Origin of the sequence: Neobacillus sp. KR4-4 (assembly GCF_042136325.1) — a bacterium.
Taxonomy (GTDB): domain Bacteria; phylum Bacillota; class Bacilli; order Bacillales; family Cytobacillaceae; genus Neobacillus.
Genome location: NZ_JBHHJU010000012.1, coordinates 28,286 through 41,657, shown reverse-complemented (window position 1 = coordinate 41,657; position 13,372 = coordinate 28,286). Strand labels below are relative to the sequence as shown.

The 13,372-nt window shown below is 39.2% G+C and carries 10 protein-coding genes and 1 riboswitch; of the genes, 3 read left to right on the top strand and 7 right to left on the bottom strand.

The annotated features are described in order from the left end of the window. Window positions 1-128 precede the first annotated feature (128 nt). The gene (locus ACE198_RS13925) at window positions 129-1,955 is read right to left on the bottom strand and encodes an APC family permease (protein WP_375375955.1); all 1,827 of its coding nucleotides are present in this window, start codon (window positions 1,953-1,955) and stop codon (window positions 129-131) included. A gap of 160 nt (window positions 1,956-2,115) precedes the next feature. Beyond that, window positions 2,116-2,260, bottom strand: a riboswitch (cyclic di-AMP (ydaO/yuaA leader). Between the two features lie 216 nt (window positions 2,261-2,476). On the opposite strand from ACE198_RS13925, the gene ACE198_RS13920 reads away from it, so the two are divergent. Further along, window positions 2,477-2,650, top strand: coding sequence for a hypothetical protein (locus tag ACE198_RS13920; RefSeq protein ID WP_251460032.1), 174 nt, complete (start codon window positions 2,477-2,479; stop codon window positions 2,648-2,650). Between the two features lie 120 nt (window positions 2,651-2,770). Here ACE198_RS13920 and ACE198_RS13915 read toward each other — a convergent pair whose 3' ends face one another. The 4 genes from ACE198_RS13915 to ACE198_RS13900 form a co-directional block, all read right to left on the bottom strand. After that, window positions 2,771-4,012, bottom strand: coding sequence for a Bcr/CflA family multidrug efflux MFS transporter (locus ACE198_RS13915; RefSeq protein ID WP_375375954.1), 1,242 nt, complete (start codon window positions 4,010-4,012; stop codon window positions 2,771-2,773). Window positions 4,013-4,617: 605 nt separating this feature from the next. Next, window positions 4,618-5,280, bottom strand: a complete 663-nt coding sequence (locus ACE198_RS13910) for a FusB/FusC family EF-G-binding protein (protein ID WP_375375953.1) — start codon at window positions 5,278-5,280, stop codon at window positions 4,618-4,620. A gap of 99 nt (window positions 5,281-5,379) precedes the next feature. Further along, window positions 5,380-5,649, bottom strand: coding sequence for a CD3324 family protein (locus tag ACE198_RS13905; protein WP_375375952.1), 270 nt, complete (start codon window positions 5,647-5,649; stop codon window positions 5,380-5,382). Window positions 5,650-5,900: 251 nt separating this feature from the next. Further along, window positions 5,901-6,275, bottom strand: coding sequence for a FixH family protein (locus ACE198_RS13900; protein WP_375375951.1), 375 nt, complete (start codon window positions 6,273-6,275; stop codon window positions 5,901-5,903). Window positions 6,276-6,693: 418 nt separating this feature from the next. On the opposite strand from ACE198_RS13900, the gene ACE198_RS13895 reads away from it, so the two are divergent. Both ACE198_RS13895 and hpaB read left to right on the top strand, forming a co-directional pair. Next, the gene (locus ACE198_RS13895; protein WP_375375950.1) at window positions 6,694-7,239 is read left to right on the top strand and encodes a hypothetical protein; all 546 of its coding nucleotides are present in this window, start codon (window positions 6,694-6,696) and stop codon (window positions 7,237-7,239) included. A gap of 254 nt (window positions 7,240-7,493) precedes the next feature. Continuing rightward, the gene (hpaB, locus tag ACE198_RS13890; protein WP_375375949.1) at window positions 7,494-8,939 is read left to right on the top strand and encodes a 4-hydroxyphenylacetate 3-monooxygenase, oxygenase component; all 1,446 of its coding nucleotides are present in this window, start codon (window positions 7,494-7,496) and stop codon (window positions 8,937-8,939) included. A gap of 179 nt (window positions 8,940-9,118) precedes the next feature. Here hpaB and ppsA read toward each other — a convergent pair whose 3' ends face one another. Further along, complete coding sequence (ppsA, locus tag ACE198_RS13885; RefSeq protein ID WP_375375948.1) at window positions 9,119-11,719, bottom strand: phosphoenolpyruvate synthase; 2,601 nt, start codon at window positions 11,717-11,719, stop codon at window positions 9,119-9,121. 676 nt (window positions 11,720-12,395) lie between these two features. Then, complete coding sequence (locus ACE198_RS13880) at window positions 12,396-13,331, bottom strand: DNA/RNA non-specific endonuclease (protein ID WP_375375947.1); 936 nt, start codon at window positions 13,329-13,331, stop codon at window positions 12,396-12,398. Between the last annotated feature and the right edge of the window lie 41 nt (window positions 13,332-13,372).

Below are 13,372 nucleotides of genomic sequence, written 5' to 3'. Positions count from 1 at the left end.
CATACCAAATATTATATAAGCCCCGGAGCAGTACCTGTTTTTCCCTATTGGGCTCCGTTTCGCTATTACACCGTGTAACAGCGAAATTACGAAGCCTTTTTAAGAGCCCTAAAAAACGATGCCTATTCTTATTTTTTTAAATGGAAAGGAACAGTCGTGATAATCACGTTTTTCCGAAACAGCAAGTAGGCACGAATGAGTAAACTTGATTGATTATGAAGAATATTGTGCCAGCCTTTCTTCGGGATAAATTGCGGAATGATTACGGTAACTCGGTAGTTCGCTTCACTCGCCTTATGTTCGATCGTATCCACAAATTTGGTAAGAGGATTAATGATACTTCTATAATGCGAGTGGAGCGTCACGAGTCTTACATCCGGCTGCCACTTCTTCCACTTTTCTTCAAAGTTCTTTTCATCGTCTCTTTCAAAGGAAACATATACAGCAATGATATGTTCTTGAGAAAGTGATTTAGCATAGTTTATCGAATTCGCCACCACATTGGTCATACCAGCCACAGGAACGATTAGTACATTTCCTTCAATTGGCATCAGAGGTTCACAAGTAGTCAGGCTAAGTTGTTCCCCAACTGCTTCATAATGCTTTCTAATGCGGTAGAAAACAAATAGAATCATAGGTAAAAAGGCTAGTACTGGCCATACTTGAGCGAATTTAGTTAAAAAGAACATCATGGTGACAATGAAGCTAATCATTGCCCCTAGTGTGTTAATGAACAGTTTGGGAAGCCAGCCCTGCGGCCTCTCGCGAATCCATTTAACGATCATGCCCGTTTGGGATAAGGTAAATGGAATAAACACCCCGACAGCATAAAGCGGGATCAGATGCTCTGTTTCAGCTTGAAAAGCAATAATTAATAGGATGGACGAGATGGCTAGCATGATAATGCCATTTGAGTACCCCAATCGGTCTCCTCTAATTAGGAACATCCTTGGTATAAACTTATCTTTGGCAAGATTAACTGCCAGCAATGGGAATGCAGAATAACCAGTGTTTGCCGCCAGGATTAAGATTAATGCTGTCGTACCTTGAATAAAATAGTACATGACATTCCGACCGAAAGTTTCCTCTGCAATCTGTGATACCACCGTTACCTCTGCCCTCGGAGTAATCCCATAATAGTAAGCTAAATAAATAATCCCTGAAAATAATAAGCCAAGCAACACACCCATCATCATTAACGTTTTAGAAGCATTATTTGGTGCCGGATTTTTGAAATTAGGTATGGCGTTGGATATCGCCTCAACCCCAGTTAAGGCGGAACTTCCCGAAGCAAACGCCCTCAAGAGAATAAACAAACTGATTCCTGCTACTGGTGTACCCATTGGGTGATGTAATTCAGGCGAAACTCCTCCTGATAAAATATGATAAAAACCTACACCGATTAAAATGAATAACGCTAAAACGAACAAGTACACGGGATAGGCTAATATGGATGCAGACTCCGTAACACCGCGTAAATTTAAAATGGTAATCAAAATCACGAAAACAATGGCAATCTCAACATTAAATGGATGCAAGGCAGGAAACGCAGAAGTGATAGCGTCCGTACCTGCAGACACACTTACCGCAACCGTTAAGATGTAATCTACCAAAAGGGAGCCCCCGGCGATTAAACCGGGATTTATACCTAAGTTGTTTTTTGAAACCACATAGGCCCCCCCGCCGTGTGGATACGCAAAGATGATTTGCCGATATGACAGAATAAGGGCTGTTAAAAGGATTAATACACCCACGGCGATTGGAATAGAATACCAAAATGCGGTTGCCCCTAGAGTAACTAAAACAATCAGGATTTGTTCAGGACCATAGGCCACGGACGAGAGTGCATCGGATGAAAGGATCGCCAAGGCTTTGGTTTTATTAAGTTTCTGTTCTCCTAATTCATTGGACTTCAACGGACGTCCAATTAAAAACCTTTTTAATGCAGAAATCATGGATTTTTCGCCACCTAATAGTTTAAAAGATTAATATTGCCCTTTTACAATGTGATTTCCTCAAAATGAGTTCTAACTTTACATAAATAAAAAAAAGTGCCTACAAGTCATAGTAAATAGACCTGTAGACACATCATTTTTCTCGTGTCACAAGTTCCACCTTCCTTCTCATATAACGCTTACGAGGTTAGCTGTCGGATTCGGACCTTTGAGTAGCCCTACCTTGAAAGGATTCACCCCTTGGGATAAGTCATATCCCACAAAAATGGTTCCCCCGTACCTATTGGTTTCAGCGATTTAGAAATTTGAAACTGTGTTTATATTACTCCTATGTTCAGCGAATGTAAATGAATTTTTTTCCAAGATCTTTACACTCCATAAAACGGAAATGTTAGGACCGTATTTAAGCTAAATAGAAAAACATTAAAAAAATAAGTGAAAACGCTCACAAATAATTGTGGTAATCGCTTACATAATCATATATAATTATATTAAAATTACAACTTGTGAGGTGACACAGCATGAAAGAATATATTTTTCTTCTAGAAGAACCTGTTGGTACTAGAGAAATTAAAATTTTAGCATCAGGAATGATGGATGCCTTCAAAAAGGCAAAAGAATTTCAAAAAAATATTGTCCATGAGACGAAATCAAAGGTCAATATGATGCTAAAGGGTGTTAGATATACCGATTAACCTTGTAAAAATATATTGAGAGGAAAAATCCTAACCTATATGTTCTTATTAAGATTAATAGTAGACAAATAAAGGAGAACACATTCGCTCGTTAACGAAATGTGTTCTCCTTTTATTTCTTTAGATACTTGGTTTCTTAACTGAGCGTTGGTCACCCGATAGTGGGATCGGGAGGGATGCTTTTTGTACCAACACAAAGTAGGAAAGGAAAGCAAGAATGCTAGAGCACAAGATGATGACCCCCATCGGAACGCCTGTATACGCCCCTGCTATTCCTACAAGCGGAGCACTTAATGAGCCAAGTACAAATGGCAAAACACCTAATAAGGCCGAGGCACTTCCCGCAATATGGCCCTGCGTTTCAATCGCTAAAGTAAATGAGGTGGTGCCAATCATACTGATGGAAGCGATAAAAAAGAAAATGGGAATGGCAACGGCGAAAAGTGGTGCGTTTAATAGTAATGCAATGAGTAAAACGGCACCAGCTATATTAGCGATGGCTAAACCTATTTTTAAGAAGGTCCGCTCCGGAATGATGTCTGCCAAGCGGCCCACCAACTGACTTCCAATGATTAATGCTAATCCATTGGTTCCAAATAAGAAACTAAATTGCTGCGGTGTAACATGATAAATATTTTGATAGACAAACGGAATCCCAGATACATAGGCAAAGATTCCTGCCGTAGTAAAGGCTTGCGTGAGTGCGTATCCCATGAATGTTCGATTTCTGAATAAAGAACCAAAGTTGCTCATGATTTGTGGCAGATTGCTTGGAACACGGTTTTCATCTGGCAAGGTTTCTTCTAATTTGAGTGTAACCGTGAAGAGCAGCACCGCACCAATACAAGCTAAAGCAATAAAAACCCCATGCCAATTGGTAAACGTAAGAATCCCGCCTCCAACAATTGGTGCAGCGATCGGCCCGAGGTTCCCTACTAACACCATCAGCGTAAAGAACTTGGTCAGTTCCTTACCACTAAAAAGATCCCTGACAATCGCTTTTGAAATCACAAGTCCGCCGGCAGCAGCAAACCCCTGAACTAGACGAGCAAGAATCAGGAAATAGATATTAGGCGCCAACGCGCATGTAATAGAAGCAAGTAAGTACAAGGTGATAAAGATGAGCAAGGGTTGCCTGCGTCCTTTCACATCACTCATCGGACCAATAACCAATTGCCCTAATCCGAGACCTAATAAACAGGAGGTTAAACTAATTTGTACAAGTGAAGCCGTCGTATCAAAATCTTTTACAATCGTTGGAAAAGACGGTAAATACGTGTCGATTGTAAATGGTCCTAACAGTCCAAGTGATCCCAGAAGTATGGCAAGCTGTATTCTTTTTTTTCCACTTAATTTATTCAATGTCCATCGCCTTTCTATATAAATTGTATTTTGGGCATTTATTTCGGTATCCTAAATTTAATAAACCTTATTATAACCTGAACCTTGCTAAAGGGTAAACAAATAAAATTAGTGGAAGCGATTCCAATTTTCGAGACTTGGGTGAACGTGGGGAAAGCTCTCATACATAGAGCGCCATTTTTTGGGGGAGAATTATTTATAAAATTTAGAGACCATTGGTCGTTTAAAGCAATGGGCGAGTTTCTTACAGAGACCTTATAAACCGAAATCCAAAATAAGAACTCCTTACTTTGAAATAAGATCGCTTGACCTTAATCGAATAACTCTAGCAAAAGTATAATAAGCGGATATTTTCCGGTATATGCAAAATGGAGCACGTTTCGGGGGAAAATAAGGGGAGCTTTTCCGCTTATGTAAAGCAAAATCCCCTATTTTCAAATTTTTCGAGTTAATAGGCGGAATTTCTCCTTCTATTTTCGCCTTTTTTACTAATATTTACGAAATAAGCGGAAATTCTCCGTCTATTTATCAGCTCGCCTGCTTCACTTCACCTACCCCCTCAAACCGATACGAGCGGGCCCTTAAATACAAAGGAAGTTTCTCCTTTACTGGACAGTTTTTTCTCCCAACGACTCTTTCATGAAAGTGGTTAAATAATCGACATTGGTAATTTTCTTGTTACATTCTTCGCTATCAAAGCACATATAGTTGCCGATCGCTTTATAGTAATCAGGATTTTTAGCTTTTTTTGCCTTTGTAACAGTGGAGATATAGGCTACCTGGCCAAATCGATTACAGAAGGAACAGATATTATCCTTAGGAAGCATGGTGTATTTGCATTCAATTCCAACCATCCTCTCCTCTAACTCGAACACAATAAACTTCTTATTTGTGCTGATATCTACCCAACTTAAATATGACATCTGATCTAGATTCATTTTGTCTAAATCAGGAAGCTTTAATTTTTTATTTTTGGGAAACATTTTTTTCAATTGGGCCTCAGAGATCTTAGGTAATGGTAACCGATAGTCCTGAAGCTGCTTCATGTAATTGTCATATTCTTGATCCGTTTTCAGAGCAGAAGGATCTAACATTTTCTGTTGCTCGTTCGTTGCATTTGGAAATAGCTCGATGATTTTCGCGTTCGCTAAATCCTTTACGGCCTGGATTACATTTGGGGCCACATTCTTTTTGTAGCTATCTTTTATCAGGGCTACCTGATTTTGTATAAAATTAAAATCCGCATTTTTAATAAACTTTTCGTTCATTTCTTCACCCTCCTTCCGTTTATTTTAAAGAATATCACTGTATGGGAAAATGTAAAATTCCACTGAGAAATGATTTATACATAAAAAAGCACGGAGAAATCATCCGTGCTTTTTGTACACTATTTTTTTGATGGTTTCGATGGAAAGGAAATATTCATCCGCTAAATCCTGAATATTTGTTCCGCTCATAAAGGCGCTTTTTATTTTAGAATTGCGCTGATCGAGGAGCTTTCTTCCACCACTTATCGTGCCCCATTGACGAAAAGTCGTTTCAGGTTTTGGGATATAAATTGTTTCCCCTTGTACATATTTTTGAATTTCTTTTATAAGATTCTCAGGTAAAATGTTGTTTGCATTTACATATTTCAAGACTGCCAGCTCCTTATTTATGAATGGATTAAATAAGGTGCAAAGCCAGGTGATGAAATAGGCGATATGAATTTTAAGTTAGTTTTGCCCCACGCAAAGTATCGCCGTTTCCATAATAGGCTTTGCATGAGTGGCAGAAGTACCAGACAATCTTGAAGGATTCTCCAACGTGTAGCACCCCCTTCTTGACACCATTATAACAATACCCTGGGCATGATGGCGATTAATTTTGTAAAAAGTTTATACAAAAACTATTGTGCCTTATTGTACACAATTGAAAATCTTTTTTCACCCAGCCATTTTTCACCTTTGTAGTCGATCGTAATGGCAGCCGTATAGTCCCCTTCCATTTCGAAATCAGCTTGTCCAACATACACACCCTTTCCTTTTTCCTCCATTTTCATGGAAATATCTCCATGACTCATCCCTTGCATATCCAAATCTGCGCTGACTTTCGCGCCTTCAACCGGTTTCCCTTCCCGATCTAAAATCTTCATTTGAATGGGAGTAGCTTGATCAGGTGTAAAGGATTTGGGCGTTGATAGCTTGATTTCAAAATCATTTGCACTGCAGCCTGTTAACAATATGAAAATGAGACTAATAAGTAAACTGGTAAACTTTTTCAAAACGTTCTATCCCTTCTTTATTTCATCATATAAAGATATACATACCATCTTTACTGACAAAAACATACCATTATATAACACAAAAGTTTACTATTTTTTTATAATTTTTACCTCTATTATTTCTTCAAGTGGATATGACTACAACCTGAAATAAAAAAATGATTGCAGCTTGCCGATACATTGGCGGCTGCGATCCCCTTTTCTTAAACGATCTAGGTCATACACCCAACCCAAGTTTTGACATTGAGCATAATCTGGTTATACGTCTAGATTACTATCGAATAAAGATTCTATCTTCTGTCGAAAAACCTACAGCCATAAACTATTGATTCCCCGACAATCGTTAAGAAAAAACAAAAATTTGTTTCCGTCTCTAAGCTACAGGTACGGGAAACAAATACTATGAGGAGAGAAAATTGTGATTCCATATAATAATGAATATTATATTGCTTATCCAACAGATGAAAGGATTTATCCAGGCTATGGACTTGGTGGACCAGGCTCAGGTTATGGTTTTTATCCTGGTTTGGGATTTGGTGAACCTGGACTAGGTTTATGGTTTTATCCAGGCTATGGATTAGGTGGACCAGGTTCAGGATTTGGTTATTTTTCTGGTCTCGGTTTTGGGGCACCTGGCATTCCACATCCATACCCACCACAGGGAGTACATCTTCCTGCTCATCCGCACCCACCACAGGGAGTGCAGCTTCCTGCTCATCCGCACCCACCACAGGGAGTACATCTTCCTGCTCATCCGCATCCACCTCAGGGTGTGCAGCTTCCTGCTTATCCGCACCCACCACAAGGGGTGCAGCTTCCTGCTTATCCGCACCCACCTCAGGGTGTGCAGCTTCCTGCTCAGCCGCACCCACCACAAGGAGTGCAGCTTCCTGCTCAGCCGCATCCACCACAAGGAGTGCAGCTTCCTGCTCAGCCGCATCCACCACAAGCAACACTTTATTAACCCCCTTAATACTAGAAGACGAATTCCAACTATTTATGGATTCGCCTTCTTTTTTATTTTCTAGATCTTGTTTTTTTGTTTGTCAACAGCCCCTAAAGTGAATCTCCCTAGTGTGTTATGGACAAAAGTAAGCGAACACACAAATTAAAACAAGGCTTTTCCCATTGGAACAAGCATCCAAGTTATCCAATAAAATGATACTAGCTTGCAGTTCGTTTTTTGTGGATTGTCTCAACAAAGGGAGCGGATAAAAAATGGGAACTATTAGTGGAAAAGATTTTATTGATCGGTTAAACAAGTTAGAAAATGAAATTTGGTTTGATGGTGAAAAAATTAAGGGGAAAATTTCAGAGCATCCTGCTTTTAAAGGAATTCTTAAAGCAAAGGCTTCCCTTTATGATTTACAAAATGACCCCGTTCTAAAAGAGGAGATGACTTTCTGTTTACCTGGTAAAGAAGAGCCTATTGGGCTTTCCTATCTGCAGCCAAAAACACAAGAAGATTTAAAGAGAAGAAGAAAAATGATGGAATACTGGGCAAGAAACACACATGGAATGATGGGAAGGAGTCCTGATTATATGAATACGGTGCTGATGAGCTTTGCCTCCTCAGCAAAACTATTAAGAGGTAGAGAAAATTGTTTTCCTGAAAATATTCAATGCCTTTATGAACGAGCAATGGAACACGACCTCTCGTTTACCCATACCTTTATCACGCCACAGGTCAATCGATCTCAAGTCTATTTGGGATTCACCGATGAGCCTATTTCTGCGAAGGTAATCGATCGAACGGAAAAAGGCCTAGTGATCAAAGGTGCCCGCTTGCTTGCCACTCAAGGTGGTTTGACAGATGAAGTGTTAGTTTTTTCTGCTCCAAGAGTGTTTTTTGATCCTAGCGAGGCATTCGCTTTTTCCATTCCATCTAATACGGAAGGATTAAAATTTTTCTGCAGGGAATCTTTTGTCGGGGGGGAATCTTCTTTTAATTATCCCTTAAGTTCAAGATATGAGGAAATGGATTCTATTGTTGTTTTTGACAATGTATTAGTTCCATGGAATCGGGTATTTTATTACGACAACGTAGAGGCAGCAACCGATTTTTTGGCAGACAGCTCATTTTACCAATTCGCCTATCATCAAGTGGTAACCAGACAAATTGTAAAAACGGAATTTATGCTTGGCGTGGCTAAACTACTTGTCGACACAATTAATGTTGGGGAATATCAACATATTCATGAAAAACTGTCCGAAATCATCATTGGTCTTGAAACCATGAAAGCACTCTTAGAAAAGGCAGAAAATGATGCCGAAGTAGATCAATGGGGAACTATGGCTCCAAGTTTGATACCACTTCAAGTCGCCAGTAACATTTTCCCTAAGATTTATCCCCGTTTTAGCGAAATGATTCAAATCATTGGTGCAAGCGGAATGATTTTATTGCCAACAGAAAAGGCCTTTTATTCTGAAATTAGAACAGAGCTCGACCAATATCTTCAAGCAGATGGTATGAATGCTTTGGACCGTGTGAAACTATTTCGTTTGGCATGGGATCTTACAATGAGTTCCTTCGGTACAAGGCAAACTCAGTATGAAAGATACTTTTTTGGTGATCCTGTTCGATTATCCAGTAACCTATACAGAAACTATCTAAAGGAACAACATGTTGAAGATATTATCAAATTTTTAAATCAAAAAAATTAAGGGATGCCAGTATCCTATTTTTATTTCAATAAAGTGGCGTATGTATAAAAAGCTGCCATTATGACAGCTTGATCTTCAAATCTGTGGTTCTTGTAGTGAACCGTTTGTTAAACAAAAATCTTACCGCTCTAAAGACAACTAGAACGGCGCAAACATTAATCGTTGGATGTTATCAGTAATTACAATATTTCGATATACCCCTCTGTCCCATTCACGCGAATTCGTTGCCCGTCTTGTATCAGTTTGGTAGCATTTTCAACCCCGACAACGGCTGGTAATCCATATTCACGTGCGATCACGGCTCCATGGGTCATTAGTCCACCGACTTCGGTGACTAGACCTTTTATGGATACAAACAATGGAGTCCAGCTAGGGTCCGTAAAGGAAGTGACCAATATATCTCCCTCTTCTAGATCCCCATCTTCCATATTTAAGAGGACACGCGCCCGTCCCTCGATCACGCCAGCAGAAACAGGCAAACCCGCAATCGCTCCGGCTGGGAGATTTTCTCGTTTGTACGCACCTGATAGTGTTTCACCATCCGATGTGATTACCCGCGGGGTAGTCAGTTTTTCATATAATTTGTACTCATCTTTCTGTTTGTTAATCAACTGGTAATCCAGTTTTTTAGTGCGGACGGTCTCGCAGAATTCTTCAAATGTGAGATAGTAGATATCTTCTTTTTCATGAATCACGCCCGCTTTCACGAGTTGTTCGGCTTCCTTCAGTAAAGCCTGCTTATAAATGAAGTAGCGATTAATCATGCCGTATTTTGGATATTCACGATACCCGATGAAATTCCGGATTAGATCAATCATTCGTTTTGTTTCTATGGCCTTTTGTTCACCATCCGGTAATTGTTTCAATCGGTCTAATAACTCTTTTTCCTTTTCCAAAGCAACACGCAGCCCTTGTTCGAATTTCCGCTTGCCAGCATGGGGCTCAAAGTTTTTGATGTTCCCAAGTATCAAAGGGACAAGAATCGTTGGATTTTCGCTCCAACGTGTTCTCGTTATATCAATTTCACCGGCACATCGCATTCCATATTTGGTGAGAAAAGCATGGAAAGCGTCTCGGGTTTCCCTTCCTCCATCAAACTGAACCAATTCATCCAAAAAGTTGTCATCTTTTACATTCTGTAAAAAATTAATGACCGCTGGATATGGTCGAATCACATCGGCAACATCCAATAGCGCCAGACCCATTTCCGAAGTAATATTATTTGGTACAGATTGAGAAAGCGTGTCTGCTACGTTTTTTTCATCTAACCATTCATTCATTTTTTCATTCATCCATGTGGAAGCATTCATTGCGGCCATAAATGTTGCTGTACTTTGTGGGTCAAATAAAATCTTCTTTAATTCCTGTATATCTTCTAGAATAAAATCAAATAAATCTGAGCCTGATTTCGTTTGGATGTTTTGCTTTAACTCTTCTATCGATGTTTGATTTTTCTTAATCAATTCGGAAACGATGGAGGGGTTGTTTTCGAATGGTTCCGGCATAGCCGTATTGCCTCTGACGGGCCTCGGTGCTTCCTTTTCATTTGGTAATAATTTAATAAAATCTCCACGCTCAATAATGTTCATAATGGCGTCTTTCATGAGTGGATCGTGTTGTTCCATCATATTTAATAACATGTTTCTACTAGCAGGTGAAGCCAATTGTTGTGCGATATCAACAAACAACCTTCCACCTGCCTTACGCATCGGTGCATTCGTTGTTAATAGAAAAAAAGACAATCCCAATGGTTTTATGGGGTCGGTCATCATTTGTTGATGGCCGACAGAGATATAGACGTGATTTTCCTGATCATCCGCTTCAGGGATCGGGAAAAGCGTGGTGATTGGACGGCTCTGGACGATATAGAATGTATCATCTGCAAAACCCCATTCGATATCCTGCGGCTTGCCAAAATGTGTTTCAATCTGTCTTCCAATCCGTGCTAATTGTAAAATTTGTTGGTCAGTCAGTGTTTGCGTCTTTTGCTGATCAGCATCGATTGACACGGTCTCAGTTCCGCCTTCTTCTCGTGCATAGATAGCCAATTTTTTGGCTGCGATCATCCTATCTGTGATTTGATCTTCCTCGACTTTGTAACAATCGGCAGAGACCAAACCAGAAACCAGTGCTTCCCCAAGCCCAAAACTGGCATCGATGGATAACAGCTTGCGGTTTCCAGTAATCGGATCGGCGGTAAATAAAATCCCTGAAGCCTGTGGGAAAACCATCCTTTGAACAATCACGGATAAATAAACTTGTCTGTGATCAAATCCATTTTGAATTCGGTAAATTACCGCACGATCGGTAAACAGTGAAGCCCAACATTTTCTGATATGCTGCAAGATGGCTTCTTTTCCGATGATATTTAAATAGGTGTCTTGTTGCCCAGCAAATGAAGCATGCGGTAAATCTTCCGCGGTCGCACTCGAACGCACAGCATACGCATGTCCTTCTCCAAAGCGGGAGAGATAGTCAGCAACTGCGGACACAACATCGGAAGGAATTTCTACTTCCATAATGATCTGACGAATCTTCTGACTGATTTCATCAATTTGTTCCCGATCCTCCGTTTTTAGCAACGTTAGTTGATCCAACAATCCTTGAAATGAATCATTATCTTCGATGGCTTTTTGATAACCCACGGTGGTAACGCAAAATCCTTCCGGCACTTGGATTCCTTGAATTTTGGATAATTCCCCTAAATTCAACCCTTTTCCACCAACAAGCATTAATTGCGTTTTTTCCATTTCCTGAAAACCGAGAACCAATGAACTCATTCAATCCCTCCAACAAATATCATTAAAGTTTCTATTGCATTTTAGCAGTTGTAAATGGGAATAAACAGTCTATATTGACCTTTTTTAATATGGTATAATTAATGTAGGAGGAGTATAAAAACTTACCAATCAATTATCATCTAATACTAAAATACTTGAAAGTGTTTTTGAATAATAATAAAAATGCACTACCTCAATCTAGAAGTAATGCACATGAACCTATTGTTACTTACAGTTATTGATATTGCTTCTTAATACAGGTGGTCCCAATTACTGCAAGGGAAAGTTGCTGCCATTGATTGTAAAGGATAAACAGAAAAAGTGAAGATGATAAATATGCCTAAAATAAATCGTTTCATATTGCACCTCATACATTTATTTTGGTTAATTTACCCTCACCCTCATTATGTTCTAAATATAGATAACCCTTCTTAAAGTAACCAGCCTGTTTCCTTAAAAAAAAGCGACCGTATGGCATCTAGAAACTACAACTCTTGCACCTTTAAATAAAATAAGAGTTTGCTTGTAACTTATTTTATCATTCAGAATAAGTGTTGTTGAAAAAATCTTCGATCTACATATTTTCCCTATTATGAAAAAGGATTTAGATGATAGCCCATCTCAACCATCCTGTTTCATTAGCTCCACAAGCAAAAAGATCGCCGCATAACCCCATTTATTCACCTACTAAGCCATCACCATCTCGATCATCCATATATGGATATAACCAGTGATCATTCGTTATTGGCATACTATAACCTGCTGCTTTTGCTTCTTTAATCGTTACCTGTCCATTACCGTTCGTATCAACACTAGAAATATCTTCAGTGCCATTCGACTTATTAGAACTAGTTGACTTATTTGAGTTAGTTGGTTTACTTTCAGTTAAGCCAAGAGATTTATTTATCTCATCAGGGTTGGCGTTATCAAACTCATCTACAATCTTATTCCCTTTTAAAGTGTAAGTGTACTTATAATGAGAAGGAATCTGCGTTTCTGTATTAGGATAGGTGATAATTGCTTCAAAATTAATAGCCCCACCAGCTTTACGAATGGCATCTTCCATATATGCTTGATCACCATGTCGGTTAAGCGTACTTTCTTGTGGAGTAATATTATAAGCATTGGAAACCCCTCCGAGAGAATCTGCAATGATATGTCCTTCATCTAAATCTGCTTTTTCTACACCAGGAACTTTTGCTTCATCCTGGTAGTATCTGCCAGACGATGTTACAGGTTCGGTACGATCATCTTGTAGAACGATTTCGTCAGCAATGACACGGACTAATTGCCCGTGTTCATTCGTAAAGGACCAATACTCTCGGCCCCCAAAACCAATGTCTACGACGACGTTAGGTTCGCGAAGTCCAGATAAATCTCCACCATCAACTTCAATTAGTGTATAACCTTTAAACAGTTGATCTTTTGACTCAGTTGATGTTTCCTCTCCTACTTGTTTTTCAGTCGTAGTTTTTTCTTTTTCACTTTTAGTTGTAGTTACTTCGTGTGAATCAGCCTTCCCATCAGTATTCGATACATCTTCTACGTTAGTACAACCAACAATTAAGATGGCAGTTAAAAGTAAGATTAAATAGTTTATTTTCTTTTTCATTTTAGGACTCCTTATAGTATTTTTTACAGAGATCTTTGAAT

Coding starts and splice junctions, on each gene's coding strand:
- ACE198_RS13925 (WP_375375955.1), bottom strand. CDS start 1,955: ATGATTTCTGCATTAAAAAGGTTTTTAATTGGACGTCCGTTGAAGTCC.
- ACE198_RS13920 (WP_251460032.1), top strand. CDS start 2,477: ATGAAAGAATATATTTTTCTTCTAGAAGAACCTGTTGGTACTAGAGAA.
- ACE198_RS13910 (WP_375375953.1), bottom strand. CDS start 5,280: ATGAACGAAAAGTTTATTAAAAATGCGGATTTTAATTTTATACAAAAT.
- hpaB (WP_375375949.1), top strand. CDS start 7,494: ATGGGAACTATTAGTGGAAAAGATTTTATTGATCGGTTAAACAAGTTA.
- ppsA (WP_375375948.1), bottom strand. CDS start 11,719: ATGAGTTCATTGGTTCTCGGTTTTCAGGAAATGGAAAAAACGCAATTA.
- ACE198_RS13880 (WP_375375947.1), bottom strand. CDS start 13,331: ATGAAAAAGAAAATAAACTATTTAATCTTACTTTTAACTGCCATCTTA.